This window comes from Mycobacterium sp. MUNTM1, from assembly GCF_054660795.1.
Genome location: NZ_BAAGDE010000032.1, coordinates 1 through 23,911 on the forward strand (window position 1 = coordinate 1; position 23,911 = coordinate 23,911).

General features: G+C 68.1%; 14 protein-coding genes and 1 tRNA gene. 8 read left to right on the forward strand and 7 right to left on the reverse strand.

Features of this window, described 5'->3' with window-relative positions; all coding sequences use genetic code 11:
• Nucleotides 1-201 precede the first annotated feature (201 nt).
• Complete coding sequence (locus ACYQ8K_RS18225) at nt 202-1,668, reverse strand: aldehyde dehydrogenase (protein WP_459971101.1); 1,467 nt, start codon at nt 1,666-1,668, stop codon at nt 202-204.
• A gap of 82 nt (nt 1,669-1,750) precedes the next feature.
• Here ACYQ8K_RS18225 and ACYQ8K_RS18230 point away from each other — a divergent pair, with 82 nt between their 5' ends.
• Nucleotides 1,751-3,100, forward strand: coding sequence for a secreted hydrolase (locus ACYQ8K_RS18230; RefSeq protein ID WP_459971103.1), 1,350 nt, complete (start codon nt 1,751-1,753; stop codon nt 3,098-3,100).
• On the opposite strand, the gene ACYQ8K_RS18235 is transcribed toward ACYQ8K_RS18230, so the two are convergent.
• Nucleotides 3,083-4,234, reverse strand: a complete 1,152-nt coding sequence (locus ACYQ8K_RS18235) for an aromatic ring-hydroxylating oxygenase subunit alpha (RefSeq protein ID WP_459971105.1) — start codon at nt 4,232-4,234, stop codon at nt 3,083-3,085. The two genes, ACYQ8K_RS18230 and ACYQ8K_RS18235, sit on opposite strands and share 18 nt — an antisense overlap.
• Nucleotides 4,235-4,274: 40 nt before the next feature.
• On the opposite strand from ACYQ8K_RS18235, the gene ACYQ8K_RS18240 reads away from it, so the two are divergent.
• The 6 genes from ACYQ8K_RS18240 to ACYQ8K_RS18265 all read left to right on the forward strand — a co-directional run bounded on the left by ACYQ8K_RS18240 (nt 4,275) and on the right by ACYQ8K_RS18265 (nt 18,975).
• Complete coding sequence (locus ACYQ8K_RS18240; RefSeq protein WP_459971107.1) at nt 4,275-5,168, forward strand: MerR family transcriptional regulator; 894 nt, start codon at nt 4,275-4,277, stop codon at nt 5,166-5,168.
• 60 nt (nt 5,169-5,228) lie between these two features.
• Nucleotides 5,229-5,951 (forward strand): DUF1906 domain-containing protein, encoded by a 723-nt coding sequence (locus tag ACYQ8K_RS18245; protein ID WP_459971109.1) that lies wholly within the window; start codon nt 5,229-5,231, stop codon nt 5,949-5,951.
• Between the two features lie 541 nt (nt 5,952-6,492).
• The gene (locus ACYQ8K_RS18250; protein WP_459971111.1) at nt 6,493-15,756 is read left to right on the forward strand and encodes a fatty acid synthase subunit beta domain-containing protein; all 9,264 of its coding nucleotides are present in this window, start codon (nt 6,493-6,495) and stop codon (nt 15,754-15,756) included.
• A 25-nt stretch (nt 15,757-15,781) separates the two neighbouring features.
• The gene (gene acpS / locus ACYQ8K_RS18255) at nt 15,782-16,180 is read left to right on the forward strand and encodes a holo-ACP synthase AcpS (RefSeq protein ID WP_007774057.1); all 399 of its coding nucleotides are present in this window, start codon (nt 15,782-15,784) and stop codon (nt 16,178-16,180) included.
• Nucleotides 16,181-16,190: 10 nt separating this feature from the next.
• Nucleotides 16,191-17,516 (forward strand): M20/M25/M40 family metallo-hydrolase, encoded by a 1,326-nt coding sequence (locus ACYQ8K_RS18260; protein WP_459971113.1) that lies wholly within the window; start codon nt 16,191-16,193, stop codon nt 17,514-17,516.
• 94 nt (nt 17,517-17,610) lie between these two features.
• A complete protein-coding gene (locus tag ACYQ8K_RS18265; protein ID WP_459971115.1) occupies nt 17,611-18,975 on the forward strand; it encodes a cytochrome P450 in 1,365 nt (454 codons plus the stop codon).
• 306 nt (nt 18,976-19,281) lie between these two features.
• On the opposite strand, the gene bcp is transcribed toward ACYQ8K_RS18265, so the two are convergent.
• A complete protein-coding gene (bcp, locus tag ACYQ8K_RS18270) occupies nt 19,282-19,755 on the reverse strand; it encodes a thioredoxin-dependent thiol peroxidase (protein ID WP_459971117.1) in 474 nt (157 codons plus the stop codon).
• A gap of 104 nt (nt 19,756-19,859) precedes the next feature.
• Here bcp and ACYQ8K_RS18275 point away from each other — a divergent pair, with 104 nt between their 5' ends.
• Nucleotides 19,860-20,087 (forward strand): DUF3618 domain-containing protein, encoded by a 228-nt coding sequence (locus tag ACYQ8K_RS18275; RefSeq protein WP_459971193.1) that lies wholly within the window; start codon nt 19,860-19,862, stop codon nt 20,085-20,087.
• On the opposite strand, the gene ACYQ8K_RS18280 is transcribed toward ACYQ8K_RS18275, so the two are convergent.
• The 4 genes from ACYQ8K_RS18280 to ACYQ8K_RS18295 all read right to left on the reverse strand — a co-directional run bounded on the left by ACYQ8K_RS18280 (nt 20,074) and on the right by ACYQ8K_RS18295 (nt 23,888).
• On the reverse strand, nt 20,074-21,813 hold the full coding sequence (locus ACYQ8K_RS18280) for a DUF3556 domain-containing protein (protein ID WP_459971119.1): 1,740 nt from the start codon (nt 21,811-21,813) through the stop codon (nt 20,074-20,076). The genes ACYQ8K_RS18275 and ACYQ8K_RS18280 overlap by 14 nt on opposite strands.
• Nucleotides 21,814-21,961: 148 nt before the next feature.
• Nucleotides 21,962-22,228: a hypothetical protein gene (locus tag ACYQ8K_RS18285; protein ID WP_459971121.1), complete on the reverse strand. Its 267-nt coding sequence runs from the start codon at nt 22,226-22,228 to the stop codon at nt 21,962-21,964.
• Between the two features lie 137 nt (nt 22,229-22,365).
• Nucleotides 22,366-22,441, reverse strand: a tRNA-Lys gene (locus ACYQ8K_RS18290).
• A 208-nt stretch (nt 22,442-22,649) separates the two neighbouring features.
• Nucleotides 22,650-23,888, reverse strand: coding sequence for a GNAT family N-acetyltransferase (locus ACYQ8K_RS18295; RefSeq protein ID WP_459971123.1), 1,239 nt, complete (start codon nt 23,886-23,888; stop codon nt 22,650-22,652).
• Nucleotides 23,889-23,911: the final 23 nt, after the last annotated feature.

Here is a 23,911-nt window from a genome sequence, read left to right on the forward strand (position 1 = left end):
GCCCCGGACCCCTCGGCGAACGCGCCCAGTGGTGGTGGTACACCCCCTTCCAACCCCAACCACCACCGACAACCGTCTAGCTCGATGCGGCATCGATCGCTACGGCATACCGTTGGAGCCCAAATATGTTGCGGCATCGAACAATGTAAATAGTCCGGCCGCCCACCGCGTCGTTGATGCCGTGCCCGACAACCGCAAAGCCTATAGCGGCGGCAGCTGGCCCTTGCAAATCAGGGTCTGCAGCTCGACGTACTCGTGCAGCCCTTCGGGCCCGAACTCACGCCCGATGCCGGACTGCTTGAAGCCGCCGAACGGTGCGCCGATGTCCAGGGTGTACATGTTGATGCCGTAGGTTCCGGTGCGGACGGCGGCCGCGACCTCCAGGCCGTGTTCGATGTCGGCGGTCCACACCGAACCGGCCAGGCCGTAGTCGGTCTCGTTGGCGATGCGGACCGCGTCGTCCTCGTCGCGGTAGCGCAGCACCGTCAACACCGGACCGAAAATCTCCTCCCGGGCGATGCGCATGTCGTTGGTGGCGTCGGCGAACAGTGTCGGCTGCACGTACCAGCCGCGCTCGGACGGGCTCTGTTCCCCGCCGAGCACGACGCGGGCTCCCTCGCTGCGGCCCGACTTGATGTACTCCTGGACGCGGCGCTGTTGTCGTTGCGCCACAAGGGGTCCGATGTCCGTCGACTCGTCGGTCGGGTCGCCGACGTTCAGCGATGACATCATGTCGGCCAGCGCGTCTACCACCTCGTCGTGTTTACGGTCGCTGACCAGAATCCGGGTTTGCGCGACGCACGCCTGACCATTGTTCATCAACCCCGCGGACTTCAGGCCGGCCACCGTCTTGGCGATGTCGGCGTCGTCGAGGATGATCGCCGCGGACTTGCCGCCCAGCTCCAAACTCACCCGTTTCAGCTGCTCGCCGCACAGCGCGGCGATCCGGCGGCCGACCGCACTGGAACCGGTGAACGCGACCTTGTCCACACCGGGATGGCGGACCAGCGCCTCGCCGATCTCGGGGCCGCCGGGCAGCACCGACACCACGCCTTCGGGCAATCCGATCTGCTCGATCATCTCGGCCAACCACAAAGCGTCCAAAGGCGTTTCGGGCGCCGGTTTGATGATGACCGTGCAGCCGGCGATCAGCGCCGGGATCAGCTTGGGCATGATCAGAAACTGCGGAACGTTCCACGGCACGATCGCACCGACCACCCCGACCGGGGCCCTACGCAGATGGACTTCGCCGAGCACACCCTGGCGGCGTTCCTCCCACGGGAACCCTCGGGCGGCGGCCAGCGACAGGTGAATCAGCGCCCCGGCGGCCGCCCCCTGGCCCATCCGGCTGAAGCTGCGCGGCGACCCCATCTCGTCGGTGATGAGATCGGCCATCTCGTCGGCGTGGGCGGCGTAGATGCCGGCGAGTTGTTCGACCTTGGCCATCCGATCGGCATGACTCATCCGCGGCCACGGGCCGTGATCGAAGGCGCGCCGTGCGGCGGCGACGGCGGCGTCGACGTCCTCGGGGCCCGCGACCTGCACGTGCCCGACCGGCTCTTCGGAGTGCGGCGAGATCACGGCCAGCTGCTGGGGATTGGCGGGCTTGCGCCACTGGCCCCCGATGAACAGCTCGTTATAGGAGCGATGGGCGGAAGTCTCTGTCATCGGGGCACTTCCTCAGGGGATTGGACGCGACCGCAATTTCGCTATTCACGCTAACATAGCGAAAAAAGCAGCGAGGCCCGATATGACCAGCGATTGGCGCAGTTACCCGTTCCAATTGGTGCCCGGCGACAGCCAGTTGGAGTTTCCCGCCGCCGAAGGCGAACATCTCGACCAGGAGTCGGACACCTGGTTCATCGCCGGTCAGCTTGACGCCGCCGAGACCGATCGTTCGTTTGCCTTCCTGACCATCTTCAACAAGAACCGGCCCGGGGGAACGGTCGTCGCGGACTTCTACACGATGGCACTGTTCGACCTCGACACCGGCGACTACGGCACCTTCACCGACTACGACATGCCGCCGGCCAATATGGAGCCCGGCGCCCAGCGCAAGCTGACGATGGCGTCCGGTCATCTCGACATCAACTACCACAGCAGCGTGGGGACCGCGTCGTGGACGACCAGCCGCAACGGAGATGGCGAACTGCTGCCCTACACCTACCGGGTCAGCCTGGTCGGACAGGACCAATCCGGGCGGCCCATGCGACTGGACCTGGCCGTAACACCAACGCGCGCACCGACGCCGGTGGGCGCATCGACGTATAACGGGAAGATCGTCTGTTTCGGTCAAAGCGATACCTACTCCTATTTCCAGACCGGCATGGCGATGACCGGCACCCTGCGCTGGGGCGACGTGGTCCAGCAGGTGTCCGGCGCCAGCGGGCACGTCGATCGGCAGTGGTTCCCCAAGTACGCCGGCGGCGGGGGATCGGGGGGAGACCCGCGGGCCAGGTCGCACGAATGGCGCACGATCAACTTCGACAACGGCGTCGACCTGAGCATCTGGCGCCAGTTCGACCGCGCAGATGGCAATGCGCTGCAACCGTTTACCGGCATCACCACAAGCCACCCGGACCCCGCGATCGCGCCGGAATGCGCCGAAGACTTTGAGGTCACGGTGAGCAGCTATGTGCGATGGCCGGAGGCCGTGCGCCCCCTGGTACGGCCCCTCGCCCCGGCGCGGTACATGCCCGACCGGCACCGGATCACCTGTCCCACACTGCAACTGGATCTCATCGGCGAGCCGTTGGTGGCGGCGCCGGCGCACGGCCTGCCGATCGAGTACATGGAGGGCCCCTACCGCTACCGCGGAACCATGTGGGGAAAACCGGTGACGGGCTTCGCGTTCAACGAACGCTCGCTGGCGTTGTACCGGGATTGGGAACTCGTCGACGTGCTGTCCACTACCGTTGCGAGCCTGGCACCGGGGGAGCCCAGCTTGCAGGCCATGGTGGATCAGGTTGTGCCGCTGGTGGCGGCCGGCCGGCGCAAGGATGCCGTCGAGCTGCTGTTCCGCTCCGCGCCCGTCGAAAACGACATGCTGGCAAAGCTTCTCGACGATCTGATCGCGGTGCTCTCAGCCGACCCCAGCTGACGCGGACAGCGCCCGGGCCCACGTGACGTGGCGGTGCTGCAGGCCCGGCTCGTTGCGGCCGAACACCAGATGGTCGCGAGCTCCCGACTCGAGATTGGCTTGCAGCCCCTCGGCCAGCCGGTAATCCTCGTCGCGCACGGTGGCGTGTGCATAGTCGAAGACGGCTTGAACGGCGGCTGCCACCGCGTCATCGGAGACGTCCTGCGGTGTTGCGTTCTGGTGGACGGTGATTGACCTGCCGGGCCGATCCCCGGGGTACACCCGGAACAGCTCGCCGTTGGCGATCGTCACCGAAAGCACGATGTTGGGGAACAGCGCATAGATCACCACCACGTTGTAGAACGGACTCCACTGATCCTCGGGCACGTCATCGAGCTCGCGGATGGTGTTGAGCGGAAAGATCAGCCGGTGGTGCGGCCCGTAGGAGTCGAACACCGTGCAGTTGCTGCGCGCGATCGTGCCGAAGGTCTGCTGATGGACGGTGGCGAAATGGTAGTTCTCGGCGAAAGTGTCGATCGCTAATTTCCAGTTGACAGGGGAGTCCAGCACCTTCTCGCCCAGCGGGGACCAGCGCCCGATTCCCCACGAGTCGAGTTCGTCGGCGAGCGGGCCCAGGTGTGCCGCCACATCCAGCGTCGCTGCGGGATCCAGTGCCACCCAGAGGAATCCGGCGAATTCGGTGGCCGGCAGCTCGGTCAGCCCGTCGGACTTGATGGCCACTTCCGGGAACCCCTCGCGTCCCGGAAGGGCCACCAACTGCCCCGTGTTGTCGTATGTCCAGGCGTGATACGGACAGGTGAACCGCTTGGCGACGCCGCAACCCGACGCCACCTGCGACTGGCGATGCAGACACACGTTGTTGAACGCCTTGACCGTTCCCTGCGAGGTCCGGGTCAGCAGGATGGACCGCCCCATCACCGTCTTCGTGCAGTACGCACCGGGGGCGGGAAGTTCCGAGACGTACCCGACCAGCTGCGGACTGGCCAGCAGCATGGCCCGATCCCGGTGGTGCCGCTCGATACTCGTGTAGTCACGCGCATCGACCGTGTGCTGGGCCGGAGCGAGATCGGTCGCCTTGTCCCGCGCCAACTTCAACGCGCGCCGGGTGAGGTCGATGAGCTGATCGTGTTGCATCTGCCCAGTACAGACCTTGCCACAGTTGTAAGGTCAAGGGGTGGCTGAGCAGCTACTGATCGGCGACGTCACGGCCTTGACCGGTATCGCCTCCGGCCGTATTCGCCATTACGAGAAGATCGGACTGCTACACGCCCAGCACCTATCCAACGGTTATCGCGTCTTCGACGTCGAGCAGGTCCTCGACTTGCTGCGCATCGATCTGATGCGAAGCCTCGGCGTCGGTATCAATGACATCGCGCGGTTGATCGAAGGCGGGCACAGCACGCTGGCCGGCCTGCTCGACGAGCACCGCGCGCTACTGATGCAACAACGGGAGCGGATCGACCGCCTGATCCAGGCCATCGATGCGGCCACCGAGTGCGGCGACGCCAACCTCAACGAGGACATCCTGCACCGGTTGGCGACCACGCACCGCGACAGCATCGGGGTGATCGGGCGACTCAGCGCTCCGCTGCCCGCGCCCGTCGCCGCGATGTATGCCGACCTCTTCGACGAATGGGACCTGCCGGTTCCCGCGTTGTTCGGGCAAATGGTGCTTCCAACGGCGGCCAGCACCCTGTTGTCGCAACTGGCCGAGACCCGGGGACGCGAGGTGCTGTTCGATCGGTTGCGCGGCCTGGCCGCCGATGTGATCGCCTTGGGCGATGACGATGCCGCGGCAGCGGAGCTGGCGCGCCGCTGGGTCGACCAGCAGCTGGCCGACCCCCTGCCCGACGAGGTGGTCGGCGTGCTGCGGGGCGTGCAACCGCTGCTGGAGCGCGATCCGGTGATCGTGCAGGGGTTTCGCGCCTGGGCGGGATCGATCAGCCCGGCGGCCGCCGACTTCCTCGAGGAGGTCGCCCAGCAGACCGCGCGGCGCGGCGTAGAGGCCGTGAGCGTCATCGTGCTGCCCGCGCGCCAACCCGTTCAAACGCACGATGCGGCACTGTGATGCATATGTGACCGGTGTGATCAATGTGTCATATGGGATTTGTGTCGTACCCTGTGGCGTGTGTCATCCGTTTCACGGCGCGATCTGCTGAAACTCGCGGCCGTAGCCCCCGCCCTGCTGAGCCTGGGCGCCGCCGGCGCCTCGCTGAGCGCAGCGCCCGCATCGGCGTCGCTCGGCACCCTGCTGGACTACGCGGCCGGCGTCATTCCGGCCAGCCAGATCCGGGCCGCGGGCGCGGTGGGGTCGATTCGGTACGTCTCGGACCGTCGCCCCGGCGGCAACTGGATGTTGGGCAAGCCGATCCAGGTCGCCGAGGCACGCGACCTCGACAGCAACGGACTCAAAATCGTGTCGTGCTACCAGTACGGCAAGGCCAGCAGCGCGGACTGGCTGGGCGGCGCCAACGCCGGTCTGCAGCACGCGCAGCGCGGGATGCAGCTGCACGCCGCGGCCGGTGGGCCCGCCAGCGCGCCCATTTATGCCTCGATCGATGACGACCCGTCCTACGAGCAGTACAAGAGCCAGGTGGCGCCCTATCTGCGATCCTGGGAGTCGGTTATCGGGCATCAGCGCACAGGCGTGTACGCCAATTCGAAGACCATCGACTGGGCGCTGCACGACGGATTGGGCTCCTACTTCTGGCAGCACAACTGGGGCTCGCCCAAGGGATATGCCCATCCGGCGGCCAACTTGCACCAGGTTGAAATCGACAAACGCAGCGTCGGAGGGGTCGGCGTGGACGTCAACGAGATCCTCAAGCCCCAATTCGGTCAGTGGGCCTAGCGGCCGCCGCCGCCGCCCGTCCCCGTAGGGGCGCGGACTCTTAGAAACTCCAGCAAACACTCGTTCGCTCATTTTCCGGACGCGCGCGAGCGGGCGAACGTCGTCTGTTGCCGCCGACAGCGCCGTGACGGCACTCCACGACCCAAAAAATTTATATAACGATTCGATAACAAGACTGCCTTGATCTGCGCAGTTATAGCTACTCGACCGTAACCACCTTCATGCAGCGGGTTTGGTAATCGGGTTCGCGCCGCCGGTGAAACGGGGTGTTACCCAGGACACGGTTACCCATGCGTAGAACTCATCAGTAACCGATCAGCACGCGAAACGAGGGTCGATCCTTATGACACTCTTAGTGCAGCCGATGGAGTCCGTCGCGCCGCTCAGCGCCAGCCGGGCGGTCCGCCGACAACACACCGGCCAGCCGTTTTCCCGGCTAGTGATTCGACGCTGAACCACGCCGCATCGACAGAACCCCGCCCGGCGGTGGTGACCGCCAGACGAACGAGACCTAAAGACGCATACAGGGGAGACAGACAAGGTGACGATCCACGAGCACGACCGGGTGTCCGCTGACCGCGACGGCCAAGGCAAGGGCCCACAAGCCGGGGATGCCCACGCCCTTGTCGACCGCCTGACGACCGGCGAGCCCTACGCCGTGGCATTCGGCGGCCAGGGCAGCGCCTGGCTGGAGACCCTGGAAGAGCTGGTGTCGTCGGCCGGCATCGAGTCCGACCTGGCAACGCTGGTCGGTGAGGTCAACCTGCTCCTCGAGCCGGTGGCCAAAGAACTCGTCGTGGTGCGCCCGATCGGCTTCGAGCCGCTGTCGTGGGTGCGCGCGCTGGCGGCCGAGGACCCGGTTCCGTCGGACAAGCACCTGACCTCCGCCGCGGTGTCGATCCCGGGCGTGCTGCTCACCCAGATCGCGGCCGTGCGGGCGCTGGCCCGCCAAGGCATGGACCTCAAGGCGACGCCACCGGTCGCCGTCGCCGGACATTCCCAGGGTGTGCTCGCCGTCGAGGCGCTGAAGGCCGGGGGCTCCCGCGACGCCGAGCTGCTGGCAATGGCCCAGCTGATCGGGGCGGCCGGAACCCTGGTGGCCCGTCGGCGCGGCATCTCGGTGCTGGGTGACCGCCCGCCGATGGTGTCGGTCACCAACGCCGACCCCGAACGCATCGGCCGGCTGCTCGACGAGTTCGCGCAGGACGTGCGCACTGTGCTGCCGCCCGTGTTGTCCATCCGCAACGGCCGCCGTTCGGTCGTGATCACCGGCACCCCGGAACAGCTGTCCCGCTTCGAGCTCTACTGCCAGCAGATCTCGGAGAAGGAAGAAGCCGACCGTAAGAACAAGCTGCGCGGCGGCGACGTCTTCTCGCCGGTTTTCGACCCGGTGCAGGTCGAGGTGGGCTTCCACACGCCCCGCCTCGCCGACGGCATCGACATCGTCGGCAGCTGGGCCGAGAAGGTCGGCCTCGACGTCGAGCTGGCCCGGCACCTGACCGAGTCCATCCTGGTGCGTCCGGTCGACTGGGTGGAGGAGATCACCCGGGTCAACGACGCCGGCGCCCGCTGGATTCTCGACCTTGGCCCCGGCGACATCCTCACCCGGCTTACCGCGCCGGTGATCCGTGGGCTCGGCGTGGGCATCGTGCCTGCGGCGACCCGCGGCGGGCAGCGCAACCTATTCACCGTCGGCGCCGTCCCCGAGGTGGCGCGGGCGTGGTCCAGCTACGCCCCGACCCTGGTTCGCCTGCCCGACGGCCGGGTCAAGCTCTCGACGAAGTTCACCCGGCTCACCGGGCGCTCGCCGATCCTGCTGGCCGGCATGACCCCGACCACCGTCGACGCCCACATCGTGGCCGCCGCGGCCAACGCCGGGCACTGGGCCGAGCTGGCCGGCGGCGGGCAGGTCACCGAGGAGATCTTCGCCGACCGCATCGAGCAGCTGGCCGGGCTGCTCGAGGACGGCCGGACCTACCAGTTCAACGCGCTGTTCCTGGACCCGTATCTGTGGAAGCTGCAGGTCGGCGGCAAGCGGCTGGTGCAGAAGGCACGCCAGTCCGGCGCGGCCATCGACGGTCTGGTGGTCAGCGCCGGCATACCGGATCTGGAGGAGGCCGTCGAGCTGATCGAGGAGCTGGGCGAGGTCGGCATCAGCCACGTCGTCTTCAAGCCCGGCACCGTCGAGCAGATCCGCTCGGTCATCCGCATCGCGACCGAGGTGTCCACCAAGCCGGTGATCGCGCACATCGAGGGCGGACGCGCGGGCGGCCACCACTCCTGGGAAGACCTCGACGACCTGCTGCTGGCGACCTACTCCGAATTGCGGTCGCGTTCCAACATCACCGTCTGCGTCGGCGGCGGCATCGGCACGCCGGAGCGCGCGGCCGAATACCTGTCCGGGCGCTGGGCGCAGGCATACGGCTTCCCGCTGATGCCGATCGACGGCATCCTGGTGGGCACCGCGGCGATGGCGGCCAAGGAGGCCACCACGTCGCCGTCGGTCAAGCGGATGCTGGTCGAAACCCAGGGCACCGATCAGTGGATCGGCGCCGGAAAAGCCTCGGGCGGAATGGCTTCCAGCCGCAGCCAGCTCGGTGCGGACATCCACGAGATCGACAACAGCGCCTCGCGGTGCGGCCGGCTTCTCGACGAGGTCGCCGGTGACGCCGATGCCGTCGCGGAGCGTCGCGACGAGATCATCGCGGCGATGGCCAACACCGCCAAGCCCTACTTCGGCGACGTCGGCGAGATGACCTACCTGCAGTGGTTGCAGCGCTACGTCGAGCTGACCATCGGGGACGGCGATTCCACCGCCGACACCGCCTCACCCGGCAGCCCGTGGCTGGCCGACACCTGGCGTGACCGCTTCGAACAGATGCTGCAGCGCGCCGAAGCCCGTTTGCACACACAGGATTTCGGTCCCATCGAAACGCTGTTCGACGGCTCCACCGAGGACGGCGCGCGGCTGCTGGAGAATCCGGCCGAGGCGATCGCCACCCTGCTGGCGCACTACCCCGACGCCGAACGCGTGCAGCTGCACCCGGCCGACGTCCCGTTCTTCGTCACGCTGTGCAAGCTGCTGGGCAAGCCGGTCAACTTCGTGCCGGTGATCGACAAGGACGTGCGGCGCTGGTGGCGCAGCGATTCGCTGTGGCAGGCGCACGACGCCCGGTACGACGCCGATCAGGTGTGCATCATTCCGGGAACCGCGGCCGTCGCGGGCATCACCCGGATGGACGAGCCCGTCGGCGAACTGCTGGACCGCTTCGAGCAGGCAGCCATCGACGAGGCGCTGGCCGCCGGGGCAGAGCCCACGGCCGTCACGTCACGCCGGGCGGGCCGCGCCGACGTCACCGGTCCGCTGGCCGTCGTGCTGGACGCCCCCGATGTCCAATGGGCGGGCCGCACCGCGACCAACCCGGTCCACCGCATCGCCGACCCCTCCGACTGGCTGGTGCACGACGGACCCGAGAGCCGCCGCGCCACGCATTCGTCCACCGGCGCACGGCTTCAGGTCGAGGGCGACCGCGTCGTGCTCAGCGTTCCGGTGTCGGGCACGTGGATCGACATCCCATTCACGTTGCCGCCCAACACCGTTGACGGCGCCACCCCGGTGGTCTCCATCGAGGATGCCGCGACGGCGATGCGTGCGGTGCTGGCCATCGCCGCCGGCGTCGACGGGCCGGAGTTCCTGCCGGCGGTCACCGACGGATCGGCCACGGTCACGGTGGACTGGGACCCCGAACGGGTCGCCGACCACACCGGTGTCACGGCCACCTTCGGAGAACCGCTGGCGCCCAGCCTCACCACCGTGCCCGACGCGCTCGTCGGACCGTGCTGGCCCGCCGTATTCTCCGCGATCGGCTCGGCCGTCACCGACGCCGGCGTCCCGGTCGTCGAGGGCCTGCTGAGCCTGGTGCATCTGGACCACGCCGCCCACATGGTCGGCAAGCTGCCGGTGACCCAGTCGCAATTGACAATCACCGCAACGGCTTCGGCGGCTATCGACACGGACATGGGGCGCGTCGTCCCGGTCTCGGTCACCATCGCCGACACCGACGGTCGGGCTATCGCCACCCTCGAAGAGCGGTTCGCCATCCTGGGCCGCACCGGGGCCGCCGAACTGGCCGACCCCACCCGCGCCGGTGGCGCGGTCTCGGAGAACGCGACCGACACCCCGCGCCGGCGCCGGCGCGACGTCACCATCACCGCGCCGGTCGACATGCGTCCGTTCGCGGTGGTCTCCGGTGACCACAACCCCATTCACACGGACCGGGCCGCCGCGCTGCTGGCCGGCCTGGAATCGCCCATCGTGCACGGCATGTGGCTGTCGGCCGCCGCCCAGCACGCGGTGACCGCCACCGATGGTCAAGCCCGCCCGCCGGCACGGCTGATCGGCTGGACCGCGCGCTTCCTGGGCATGGTGCGACCCGGCGACGAGGTCGCGTTCCGCGTCGATCGGGTCGGAATCGACCAGGGCGCAGAGGTTTTGGAGGTCACCGCCAAGATCGGTTCGGATCTGGTGATGTCGGCGACGGCCCGCCTGGCGGCCCCGCACACCGTCTACGCGTTCCCCGGTCAGGGCATTCAGCACAAGGGCATGGGCATGGACGTCCGGGCCCGGTCCAAGGCCGCCCGCAAGGTGTGGGACAAGGCGGACAAGTTCACCCGCGACACCCTGGGCTTCTCGGTTCTGCATGTGGTGCGAGACAACCCGACCAGCATCATCGCCAGCGGTGTGCACTACAACCACCCCGAGGGCGTGCTGTACCTGACGCAGTTCACCCAGGTCGCGATGGCGACGGTGGCCGCGGCGCAGGTTGCCGAGATGCGCGAGCAGGGCGCCTTCGTCGAGGGTGCGATCGCCTGCGGCCACTCCGTCGGCGAGTACACCGCGCTGGCCTGCGTGACCGGCATCTATGAGCTGGAAGCTCTGCTGGAGACGGTGTTTCACCGCGGATCGAAGATGCACGACATCGTGCCGCGCGACGAGCTGGGCCGGTCCAACTACCGGCTGGCCGCCATCCGGCCGTCGCAGATCGACCTGCCGGACGACGAGGTCCCCGGGTTTGTCGCGGGCATCGCCGAGAGCACCGGCGAGTTCCTCGAGATCGTCAACTTCAACCTGCGCGGGTCGCAGTACGCGATCGCCGGCACCGTGCGCGGCCTGGAGGTGCTCGAGGAAGAGGTGGAGCGGCGCCGCGAGATCACCGGCGGCAAGCGCTCGTTCATCTTGGTGCCCGGGATCGACGTGCCGTTCCACTCGCGCGTGCTGCGGGTCGGTGTGGCGGAGTTCCGGCGATCGCTCGACCGGGTCATGCCGCGCGACAAGGATCCTGACGTGATCATCGGGCGCTACATCCCCAACTTGGTGCCGCGGCCGTTCACCCTGGACCGCGACTTCATCCAGGAGATCCGCGACCTGGTGCCGGCCGAGCCGCTCGACCCGATCCTCGCCGACTACGAGACCTGGCGTGCCGAGCGCCGCATCGAGATGGCCCGGATCGTCCTGATCGAGCTGCTGGCATGGCAATTCGCCAGCCCGGTGCGCTGGATCGAAACCCAGGACCTGCTGTTCACCGAGGAGCCCGCCGGCGGCCTGGGCGTGGAGCGCTTCGTCGAGATCGGCGTGAAGTCCGCACCGACCGTCGCGGGCCTGGCCACCAACACGCTGAAGCTTCCCGAATATGCCCACAGCACAGTGGAAGTGCTCAACGCCGAGCGTGACGCCGCGGTGTTGTTCGCCACCGACACCGACCCCGAGCCGGAGCCCGAGGACGAGCCGGAGACGCCGGCCGACAGTGCGTCGGCACCGGAGGCAGCCGCGGCCGCACCGGCGGCCCCCGCCGCCGCGCCGACCGCGCCGTCGGGCGCGGCCCGACCGGACGACATCGGGTTCGACGCCGCCGATGCCACCCTGGCGCTGATCGCGCTGTCGGCCAAGATGCGCATCGACCAGATCGAGGAGCTGGACTCCATCGAATCCATCACCGACGGCGCGTCGTCGCGGCGCAACCAGCTGCTGGTGGACCTGGGTTCGGAGCTGAACCTGGGCGCCATCGACGGCGCCGCCGAAGCCGACCTGGCCGGGCTGCGCGCGCAGGTCACCAAGCTGGCGCGCACCTACAAGCCTTACGGCCCAGTGCTTTCCGACGCGATCAACGACCAGCTGCGCACGGTGCTGGGGCCCTCCGGTAAGCGACCCGGGGCCATCGCCGAGCGGGTCAAGAAGACCTGGGAGCTCGGCGAGGGCTGGGCCAAGCACGTCACGGTCGAGGTCGCGCTGGGCACCCGCGAGGGGACCAGCGTCCGGGGCGGCGCGATGGGCCACCTGCACGAGGGTGCACTGGCCGACGCGGCAGCCGTCGACAAGGCGATCGACGCCGCGGTGGCTTCCGTCGCCGCGCGTCGTGGCATCGCGGTGGCGCTGCCGTCCTCGGGCGGAGGCGGCGGCGGTGCGACCATCGATGCCGCCGCGCTGGGCGAATTCACCGACCAGATCACCGGCCGCGACGGCGTGCTGGCCTCGGCGGCGCGCCTGGTGCTCAACCAGCTTGGCCTGGACGACCCGGTCAGCGCTTCGCCGGCGGCCACCGATGCCGAGCTCATCGACCTGGTGACCACCGAACTCGGCGCCGACTGGCCGCGGCTGGTGGCGCCGGTGTTCGAGCCGAAGAAGGCCGTGCTGTTCGACGACCGGTGGGCCAGCGCCCGCGAAGACCTGGTCAAGCTCTGGCTGGCCGACGAGGGTGACATCGACGCCCGCTGGCTGGAGCTGTCCGAAAGGTTCGAGGGCGCAGGCCATGTCGTGGCCACGCAGGCCACCTGGTGGCAGGGCAAGGCCCTGTCCGCGGGCCGGCAGATTCACGCGTCGCTGTACGGGCGGATCGCGGCCGGCGCCGAGAACCCGGACCCCGGCCCTTACAGCCACGAAGTCGCGGTGGTGACGGGCGCTTCCAAGGGCTCGATCGCCGCATCGGTGGTCGGGCGGCTGCTCGACGGCGGTGCCACCGTCATCGCCACGACGTCCAAGCTGGACGACGAGCGGCTGGCGTTCTACCGCGCGCTCTACCGTGACCACGCCCGGTTCGGCGCGGCGCTGTGGGTCGTCGCGGCCAACATGGCGTCCTACTCCGACATCGACGCTCTGGTCGAGTGGGTGGGCACCGAACAGAACGAAAGCCTTGGGCCGCAATCGATTCACATCAAGGATGCGCAGACCCCGACGCTGCTGTTCCCGTTCGCCGCACCGCGGGTCGCGGGCGACCTGTCCGAGGCCGGCTCGCGCTCCGAGATGGAGATGAAGGTGCTGCTGTGGGCGGTACAGCGGCTGATCGGCGGCCTGTCGAAGATCGGCGCCGAGCGCGACATCGCGTCGCGGCTGCACGTGGTGCTGCCGGGCTCACCGAACCGCGGAATGTTCGGCGGCGACGGCGCTTACGGCGAAGCCAAGTCGGCGCTGGACGCCCTGGTGAGCCGCTGGCACCCCGAGTCGTCGTGGGCGTCCCGGGTCAGCCTGGCGCACGCGCTGATCGGCTGGACCCGCGGCACCGGGCTGATGGGCCACAACGACGCCATCGTCGATGCGGTCGAGGAGGCCGGCGTCACCACCTACTCGACCGACGAGATGGCGTCAATGTTGTTGTCCCTCTGCGACATCGAGTCGAAGGTGGCCGCGGCCGGTGCGCCGATCAAGGCTGACCTGACGGGCGGGCTGGGCGAGGCCAACCTCGACATGGCCGAGCTGGCCGCCAAGGCCCGCGAGCAGGTCACCTCGAGTGAAGAGGCGGCCGGGGAGGCCGGCGCCGAGGGCACCATCGCCGCGCTGCCGTCCCCGCCGCGCGGCTTCACCCCGGCGCCGCCGCCGGAATGGGCGGACCTGGACGTCGACCCAGCCGACCTGGTGGTCATCGTCGGCGGCGCGGAACTCGGCCCCTACGGCTCGTCGCGGACTCGCTTCGAGATGGAGGTCGACAACGAACTGTCGGCGGCCGGTGTCCTGGAGCTGGCCTGGACCACCGGCCTGATCCGCTGGGAGGATGACCCCCAACCTGGTTGGTACGACACGCAATCCGGTGATCTGGTCGACGAGTCCGAACTGGTCGAGCGCTACCACGACACCGTCGTCGAGCGCTGCGGCATCCGCGAGTTCGTCGACGACGGCGCGATCGACCCCGATCACGCGTCGCCGCTGCTGGTGTCGGTGTTCCTGGACAAGGACTTCGCGTTCGTGGTGTCCTCGGAGGCCGACGCGCGGGCCTTCGTCGAGTTCGATCCGGAACACACGGTCATCCGGCCGGTGCCCGACTCCAGTGACTGGCAGGTCATCCGCAAGGCGGGCACCGAGATTCGGGTGCCGCGTAAGACCAAGCTGTCGCGGACGGTCGGCGCGCAGATCCCGACAGGGTTCGACCCGACCGTGTTCGGCATCAGCCAGGACATGGCCAGCTCGACCGACCGGGTTGCGCTGTGGAACATCGTCGCGACCGTCGACGCGTTCCTGTCCTCGGGATTCACCCCGGCCGAGTTGATGCGATGGGTGCACCCGGGCCTGGTGGCCAGCACGCAGGGCACCGGCATGGGCGGCATGACGTCGATGCAGACGATGTACCACGGCAACCTGCTCGGCCGGAACAAGCCGAACGACATCCTGCAGGAGGTTCTGCCGAACGTCGTTGCCGCGCATGTCATTCAGAGCTACGTGGGCAGCTACGGCGCGATGATCCACCCGGTGGGCGCATGCGCGACCGCGGCGGTGTCGGTCGAGGAGGGCGTCGACAAGATCCGTCTCGGCAAGGCCGAGCTGGTGGTCGCCGGCGGATTCGACGACCTGACGCTGGAAGCCATCATCGGCTTCGGTGACATGGCGGCCACCGCCGACACCGGCATGATGCGCGGCCGCGGCATCCACGACTCGAAGTTCTCCCGGCCCAACGATCGTCGCCGGCTGGGGTTCCTCGAGGCGCAGGGCGGCGGCACCATCCTGCTGGCGCGCGGCGACCTGGCGCTCAAGATGGGTCTGCCGGTGCTGGCCGTGGTGGCCTACGCGCAGTCGTTCGCCGACGGCGTGCACACGTCGATCCCGGCGCCGGGGCTGGGCGCGCTGGGCGCCGGTCGTGGCGGCAAGGATTCGGCGCTGGCGCGGTCGTTGGGTAGGCTCGGTGTGGGCGCCGACGACATCGCGGTGATCTCCAAGCACGACACGTCGACCCTGGCCAACGATCCCAACGAGACCGAACTGCACGAGCGGCTTGCGGATTCGCTCGGCCGCTCCGAGGGCGCGCCGCTGTTCGTGGTGTCGCAGAAGAGCCTCACCGGGCACGCCAAGGGCGGCGCGGCGGTCTTCCAGATGATGGGCCTGTGCCAGATGCTGCGCGACGGGGTGGTCCCGCCCAACCGCAGCCTGGATTGCGTCGACGACGAGCTGGCCGGCTCGGCCCACTTCGTGTGGGTGCGCGAGACCCTGCGGCTTGGGGAGAAGTTCCCGCTCAAGGCGGGCTTGGTGACCAGCCTTGGGTTCGGCCATGTTTCGGGGCTGGTGGCGCTGGTGCACCCGCAGGCGTTCGTCGCCGCGCTCGACCCGGAGCAGCGTGCGGACTACCAGCGGCGCGCGGATGCGCGCCTGCTGGCCGGTCAGCGGCGGCTGGCATCGGCGATCGCGGGTGGCGCGCCGATGTACGAGCGGCCACCGAACCGCCGCTTCGACCACGACGAGTCCGAGAAGCGTCAGGAGGCGGCGATGCTGCTGAACCCGGATTCGCGCCTGGGTGACGGCGAGACCTACCAGGTCTCTGCCGGATGACGCCGGTCCGTTAGCCTGGCGACCCATGGGAATTGTCGGTGTGGGGATCGATCTCGTCTCTATCCCTGATTTCGCCGAGCAGGTCGACCAGCCGGGAACCGTCTTCTCCGAGACGTTCACCCCGGGGGAGCGCCGCGACGCGTCGGACAAGAGTTCGTCGGCGGCTCGTCACCTGGCGGCCCGCTGGGCCGCGAAGGAGGCCGTGATCAAGGCGTGGTCGGGATCGCGGTTCGCCCAGCGGCCGGTGCTGCCGGAGGACATCCACCGCGACATCGAGGTCGTCACCGACATGTGGGGGCGTCCGCGGGTTCGGCTCAGCGGCGACATCGCCAAACACCTGGCCGACGTGATCATTCACGTCTCGCTGACGCACGAGGGCGATACCGCGGCCGCGGTGGCGATCCTGGAGACGACCGCCGACTAGCCTCGATCCCATGAGCGATCTGGTTGAGCGCGTCCGCGAGGTGCTGCCGTCGGTGCGCCGCGATCTGGAAGACCTGGTGCGCATCGAGTCGGTGTGGGCCGACCCCGCCCGCCGCGACGAGGTACACCGCAGCGCGCAGGCCGTCGCGGATCTGTTGTCGCAGGCCGGTTTCGGCGACATACAGATCGTCAGCGAAGGGGGAGCGCCCGCGGTCATCGCCCGCCACCCGGCGCCCCCCGGCGCGCCGACCGTGCTGCTGTACGCCCACCACGACGTCCAGCCCGAGGGCGACCGCGGCCAATGGGTGTCGCCGCCCTTCGAGCCCACCGAGCGCGACGGCCGGCTTTACGGACGCGGCAGCGCCGACGACAAGGCCGGCATCGCAACGCATTTGGCGGCGTTTCGGGCGCACGGCGGCCGGCCGCCGGTGGGCGTGACCGTGTTCGTCGAGGGCGAGGAGGAATCCGGGTCGCCGTCTTTGGGTCGGCTGCTGGCCGCGCACCGCGACGCGCTGGCCGCCGACGTGATCGTCATCGCCGACTCGGACAACTGGAGCACCGAAATCCCGGCGCTGACGGTGACGCTGCGCGGTCTGGTCGATTGCGTCGTCGAAGTCGCCACGCTCGACCACGGCCTGCACTCCGGCATCTGGGGCGGCGTGGTGCCCGACGCGCTCAGCGCCCTGGTGCGGCTATTGGCCAGCCTGCACGACGACGACGGGAATGTGGCCGTCGCCGGCCTGCACGAAAGCACCGCCGCGGCAGTCGATTACCCGCCCGAACGGGTGCGTGCCGACTCCGGGCTGCTGGACGGGGTGTCCGAAATCGGTTCGGGCTCGGCGCCGCAGCGGCTGTGGGCCAAGCCCGCGATCACCGTGATCGGCATCGACACCACACCCATCGAGAAGGCGTCGAACACGCTGATCCCGCGGGCCCGCGCCAAGATCAGCATGCGCGTCGCGCCCGGCGGTGACGCGGCGGCGCACCTGGACGCCTTGTCCGCGCACCTGCAGCAGCACGCCCCCTGGGGCGCGCACGTCAGCGTGACCCGCGGCGACGTCGGCGAGCCCTACGCCATCGATGCCAGCGGCAACGTCTACGACGCCGCGCGGGCCGCGTTCCGGCAGGCGTGGGGCGTCGACGCGATCGACATGGGCATGGGCGGGTCGATCCCGTTCATCGCCGAGTTCGCCGAGGCCTTTCCGGAGGCGAAGATTCTGGTCACCGGCGTGGAGGACCCGGCAACGCAGGCGCACAGCATCAACGAGAGCCTGCACTTGGGCGTGCTGGAGCGGGCGGCGATCAGTGAGGCGCTACTGCTGGCGAACCTGGGGTGAGCGGAAAACTCGACCGAGAGAATGCTTAACGAGACCGGCAGTCTCGCTGCATACTGCTTCTAGATGCAGCCACCCGTCCGCAGGAGACGCCACCGTGAGCACGGAAAACACCCTGACCGAAGACGCCGGCAAGACCAACCGTTACCACTTTGATCGCCACACCCCGGAGTACCGCGAGCGGTTCGCCGCGATCACCGAGGAGATGCACGCCAGGTGCCCGGTGGCCTGGACCGACACCTATGACGGGCATTGGGTGGCTGCGGGCAACCGGGAAGTCTTCGAGCTCGCCCGATGCCCGCACGTGTCCAACGACCACGACGTCACCGGCGAAGGCACCGGCTATAAGGGCATCACGATTCCCACGCTGCCGCAGGGCACCGGAGTCCGCGGCGGCATGCTCGAGATGGACGAACCCGAGCACTCCGCCTACCGCAGCATCCTCAACCCCTACCTGTCGCCGGCGGCCGTCAAGCGTTGGAAGCCGTTCGTGGACGAGATCGTGCGGGCGAGTATCGACGAGAAAATCGAAGCCGGGCGGATCGACTTCGTCGACGATCTCGCGAACGTGGTGCCCGCCGTCCTGACGCTGGCGATCATGGGCGTTCCGCTGAAGAAGTGGCAGCTGTACTGCGAGCCGGCCCACGCCAATGTCTACACGCCCGCCGATTCCCCGGACGCCCCAAGGGTTTTGGAGCAGACGATGGCGATGGGCGCGGACCTGTTCAACCACCTCCTCGAGATCCGCGAGAACCCGCGCCCAGGGATAGTGGACGCGCTGGCCAGGCTGAAGATCGACGGCGAACCCGCTCCCGACGCCGAACTGCTCGGCATGCTCGGCCTGATCATCGGCGGGGGTTTCGACACGACGACGGCGCTGACCGCGCACGCGCTGGAATGGCTGGGCGAGAATCCCGAGCAGCGCGAGCTGCTGAGGCGGGAATCGGAAACGCTGCTCGACTCGGCGACCGAGGAATTCCTGCGTTACTTCACGCCCGCGCCGGGCGACGGTCGCACGATCGCCGCCGATCTCGAAATCGCGGGCACGCGGTTCAAGGAGGGCGATCGCCTGTGGCTGTCCTGGGCGATGGCCAACCGCGACCCCTCAGTGTTTCCCGATCCGAACCGACTGGACCTCAGCCGAAAGAACAACCGGCACTTCAGCTTCGGGCTCGGCATCCATCGCTGCATCGGGTCCAACGTCGCGCGGGTCGTGTTCAAGTCGATGCTCACGGCGGTCCTCGACCGGATGCCCGACTACCGCTGCGACCCCGAGGGCACCGTGCACTATCCGACGATCGGCGTGATCCAGGGCATGCAGCACCTACCGGCCACCTTCACCCCCGGCAAGCGGCGTGGACCGGGGATTGACGAGACGCTGGAGAAGCTGCAACGGGTCTGCGACGAACAGGGGGTCGCGCGGCCTATCACCGAGTATCACGAGGCCGCCGTCATCGGTTGATCGTCGCTAGGCGGAAAGCGGAAAGGTCGTGAGTGGCGTACGACGCGCTTTTGCGCCGCACTTTGTGAGCGAAGCGGCAAAAAAGGAAGTGCCACTTTGTTTTACTTGCCACGGAGGTTGGGCAATGGGGACAGCTGGACAACGACTGGGGAGGAACGCCATGAGGGGTAAGAGGATCTTGATTGCGGTACTGCTGGCGTTCGCCGTCTCAACAACGTCGGTGAGCTGCGTGCTTCCCTACTGCCCCATGAAAGGTGGCCCATCCGTCACCTGCTAGGCAGCGTTATTGGCCGGTCAATTTTCGGGCTACACCGACAGGTCGCGGCGCAGCTTGGCGACGTGGCCGGTGGCCTTCACGTTGTACTGCGCGACGGCGATCTTGCCCTTCTCGTCGACCACGAACGTCGAGCGGATGACGCCGGTGACCGTCTTGCCGTACATCTGCTTCTCGCCGTAGGCGCCATACGCGCTCAGGACCTTGCGTTCGGGGTCGGACAGCAGCGGGAACGTCAGCTTCTCGGCGTCGCGGAACTTGGCCAGCTTCTCCGGCTTGTCGGGGGAGATTCCGATGACCTCGAGGCCGGCGCCGTTGAGCTCGGCCAGGCTGTCCCGAAAGTCGCACGCCTGCTTCGTGCAGCCCGGCGTCGACGCGGCCGGGTAGAAGTACACGACGACGCGACGCCCCTTGTAGTCGGCCAGGGAAACCAAGTTGGCGTCGGCGTCGGGCAGGCTGAAGGAGGGCGCTTTGTCGCCCGGTGCAAGCCGCGTGGTCTCGGTCAAGGTGGGTCCCTTTCTGTTCACCGGAGCGTTGGGGTTACCGCCAGCTGATCTAGGGTAGTTCGGGCAGGTGCATGAGCCGGATACTGGGCGACTTGGAGGACACAGTGGCGGACCGGGACCCCGAAGCCATCAAGCAGGACATCGACGTCGCCCGTGACCAGCTCGCGGCCACCGTCGACACGCTTGCCGAGCGGGCCAACCCTCGGCGCCTCGCCGACGACCTCAAGATCCGGGTGATCGGATTCGTGCAGAAGCCGGTGGTGCTGGCCTCGCTGGCCGGGGTCGGGGCCCTCGTCGTGGTGGTGGCGGTGCGCCGCGTCAGGAATCGGTGACGCGCCGGGCCTGGACGTAAACCGGGATGTCGTCGGCCCAGGGCTGGTTGGTGGCCATGTCGTCGACGTCGCAGTAGCCACGCTCGAATTCGCCCGTCGCGGCGTCGACCAGCCGGTATTCCTGCCGCTGGTGGTGGATGGGCTGGGCATCCAGGATGACGACCCGCACCTCGCCCGGCTCGAACCCGCACCGCTGCTGCAGCGCCTCGATCAGGCACTCGTTGTGCATGTGCCCGTCGCCGAAGTTCCAGCCGAGAACCATTGAGCACAGGACTTCGCCCTCGCACAGGTTGTAATCGTCCTCGTCGTAGTAGGCCATAGCCCGGTGCGCCAGGGTCATCAGCGCGCGTCCGTGCGTGTTCATGCCGCGGAACGCCAGGGCGAGGTGCAGGGGGATCAGGGTTTCCTCTTTGCTGCCGTACAACCGCTCGAGCTGCAGGTGCTGCATCGGGCCCAGGGCGCGCGACCCGACGCGGAACTTCTCGTCGGCCGACGGCCGCACGCACCACAGCGTGGTGTCCCAGTTGCCGGCGTAGTAACGCATGCCGGGCAGGAACGAGACCTTGCGCGGGTAGAGGTTCCCGACGACGACGGTGCCGGTGATGACCGCGAACAGGGCGGCGATCGGCAGCGGATGGGCGACGTCCGACAACCCCAGGCGCGCGTGCGCGACGAACAGCCACAGCACCCCGAAGATCATGAACACGTTCCACTCCAGCGGCACACCCATCGGGAAGGCCAACAGGATGTTCAGGTGGAACACGATCATCACGAAGGCGGCGAGGGCCGTCGGCCACCCGCCGTGCGAGAAGAAGAGCACCAGCGGCACCAGACCTTCCACCGCGGTCGAGAAATGCGCGATGAAGCCCGCCAACGCGCTGGGCCGCAGGTCGTCCGGATGGTGCTTGAACATCGACCGCTTGAGCGGGCCCGACGGGATGAACGGATTGTTCGCCAGCATGGTCGAGATCACGAACGGGAAGTGCTTGTTGAGCTTCGAGGTCGCCGCGCCCAGCCAGATCACCATGAATATGACCTTGGCCCCGACGACGATGTCGGGCCCGGCGAACAGAAACGTCAGCGCCAGCGGCGCATACACCTCGCCCCGCGCGGCCAGAAAGATCACCTTGTCGCGCAGGCTGAGCGCGGCCAGCACCACCAGAATCGCGACGGTCCGCCACCACGGCAGCACACCGATCACCGTGTGCAGAGCGGGAATTGGCCCGCTGCCGTCGGCCAGCAGCGCGGACACGAGCAGCGCCAGCAAAATGCCGTAGAGCAACGCGTCGAACGGGGTCCGGTTGCTGCCGTTGGTCAACGGCGCCCGGGTCGGCCACGGTGGCAACCGGATGGTGCCGGGCCGCAGCCAGTACAGGATCGACCCCATCGGCGGGAAGTAGCGCCCGGCCAACGGGCCGAAGCAGCAACCGAGGCCGATGACTTCGAACAGCATCGTGTAGAGCACGGCCTTCTGGAACACGATCGGCTCCGACCACCACGCGCCGACCCGGGTGAAGCCGCCGATGCCGGACGTCGACCACGCGAACAGCCAGCCGCCGAGGACGTATAGCGCGATCTTCACGCCGTACATCACGTGCATCACCAGGGGGGTGCCGAAGCCGTGCTCGGCGATGTGGCGCGCCATCGGCACGATCCGCTCGGCGCGTGAGCGGGCGCTCCATTCGGCCATGTCGACGACGGGCAGGTTGGGCCGGATGAACCCCATTGCAGCTCCTTCGACGCAGCGTGTCTCAAGGGGGCCTGTCGGCGCTTCAGGCGCCGATCGGTGCCAGCAAGAAATTACCTTCTAGGAGGGGCTTTCGCGATGAGATACGACGGCAACTGGTGCGTCGCCCACGGTGAGGGTGGTCGGCTTACTTCCAGCCGGGCGGGTCGTTCTCGGCCATGTAGGCCTCCCATGCGGCGCGCCGCATGGTCCGGGTGTACAGGTCCTGACAGATCGCTTGCGCCTCGGCGGCGGTGCCGGCCCGGCCCAGGTCGTGGTGCACCAAGCCGTCATCGACGCGCTCGGCGCGGAAGCCGCCCGTCGAGACCGCATGGACGCGGAACTCGCTGCGGTCGTCGATGTTGGCGTGGAAGTGGCCCTCGTAGGGTTCGACCCACTTCAGCTCAGTTTTCACAAATCCCCTCTGAAAAACCCCGTCGCAGAGATGGTAGGGCTGCCGGGGCCACGGGGAAAAGGAGTTCTCGGAGATTGTTACCCATCGGGCGAACTCCCATCGAAGTTCAGACGCCACCAAATAGATCTTTGGTGGGCTGGTGCGCCGTCAGGGTTTCGAACCCCGGACCCGCTGATTAAGAGTCAGCTGCTCTACCAACTGAGCTAACGGCGCTTGTGGTCGGCCGAGACCGCGTAGGCGACAATAACAGGCGTTGCGCCACGGAGTGAAATCCCGACCTCGTTCCAGGATAGCGGCCCGGGGACGGGCGGGCCGGTAACAGTCCGAGCTCACCCTGGTCGGCCGTCGCCTGGCTGCCGTCGACCCTTCGCCGCGCAATTCCGTGCGCCAGTGAAAGTGGCTGTCGCATAGCGGGTTTCGTTTACAACACGGTGCCGCAGAAGGGCGCGCGGTCGGTGCCGAAGGCCGCGTCCAGCTCGGCCAGCGCCCCCTGGCGCACCTCGGTGATCCGGTTCGCGCGGGCCAGCTGGGAAGCGCGATGCGCCCCCATGTAGATGGTGGCCAAGTCGGCCAGCCCGATCTCGATGTCGGGCGAGCCGTCGTGGGGCGTGCACTTACCGGCGCCGTCGCGGATCTGCAGCTGGAAACGCCCGCCCGCCAGCCCGAGCGGGTCTGTGACCTCCAGCACGATGTCGGCGTCGGCGCCATAGCTGCGGGCGCCGAGCGCTTCGGGGACGTCGTTGATGCGCACCCACAGGAAGTCGCTCATACCCTTGGTCTCGGCGGCGCGCTGGTCGACGAGTTTGAGCGGCAGCGGATCGTCGGGGGGCACATCGATCTCGATGCGGTAGAACATCTCCAAGACCAGGAGCGTCTGCAGCAGTTCGGTGTGCGCTTCATCGGTGATGGGGCAGAAGTCTTCGACGACCACGGTGCCCAGCGGCGGGCGGAACGCGTGCTGGTGCGAGCCGACGACCCGGTAGGTCAGGAAGCCGTCGGGATGAATGGTGTAATGCAGCGCAGATCCGTTGCCGCGCTGGGTCGGTCGGTCGTCCAGCGAGTCGGCCCACCACGCGTCGTCCCGCGATATCGCGCCATTGGTTGCGGCACACCATCGTTCGTAGAGCTCGGGCAGGTGCCGTCGCGCCTCGGCGGCGTTGACCTCGCGCGTCCGGATCCGGCTCGGCTTGTTGCGCAACTTCGCGAAACGGCGGTCGATGGCGTAGGTGCGACTGTAGCTCGACACGCCGGCGCCGAAACCGTCGTACATCGCGGTCTGCGTCGGGACGCCACACACGATCGGATAGCCGCGGTCCAGCAGTATGCCAAGTCCCTTGGCGCTGAGCTGCGCCCATAGTCCCTTGCCCTGATGCGTTGACGCGACGGCGATCATGGTCAGCCACGCCACCCGCAGAGTGGCACCACCCGGCACGGTGAGCCGCGAGCGGTAGATGATGGACGTTCCCACCAGATTCGGGTGCTCCGGATCGGAGACGTCCTCGGCAATGAGAATGTCGTCGAGGCTGACTCGGCGTTTCCACGCCTCGAGGTCTTCGGGGCCCACCGGGTCGCCGAATGTCCGGGCCTGATTCTCGAAGACCGCCTGCCAGTCGTCATCGGTGGGATGCCGAATATTGGTGCCGTCGTCCGTGTCATCCATTGCGCATCCAATCTGGTTGTAGC

Bases quoted from the DNA above. Each gene is read 5' to 3' on its own strand.
- ACYQ8K_RS18225 (WP_459971101.1), bottom strand. From the start codon at position 1,668: ATGACAGAGACTTCCGCCCATCGCTCCTATAACGAGCTGTTCATCGGG.
- ACYQ8K_RS18230 (WP_459971103.1), top strand. From the start codon at position 1,751: ATGACCAGCGATTGGCGCAGTTACCCGTTCCAATTGGTGCCCGGCGAC.
- ACYQ8K_RS18235 (WP_459971105.1), bottom strand. From the start codon at position 4,234: ATGCAACACGATCAGCTCATCGACCTCACCCGGCGCGCGTTGAAGTTG.
- acpS (WP_007774057.1), top strand. From the start codon at position 15,782: ATGGGAATTGTCGGTGTGGGGATCGATCTCGTCTCTATCCCTGATTTC.
- ACYQ8K_RS18260 (WP_459971113.1), top strand. From the start codon at position 16,191: ATGAGCGATCTGGTTGAGCGCGTCCGCGAGGTGCTGCCGTCGGTGCGC.
- ACYQ8K_RS18280 (WP_459971119.1), bottom strand. From the start codon at position 21,813: ATGGGGTTCATCCGGCCCAACCTGCCCGTCGTCGACATGGCCGAATGG.
- ACYQ8K_RS18295 (WP_459971123.1), bottom strand. From the start codon at position 23,888: ATGGATGACACGGACGACGGCACCAATATTCGGCATCCCACCGATGAC.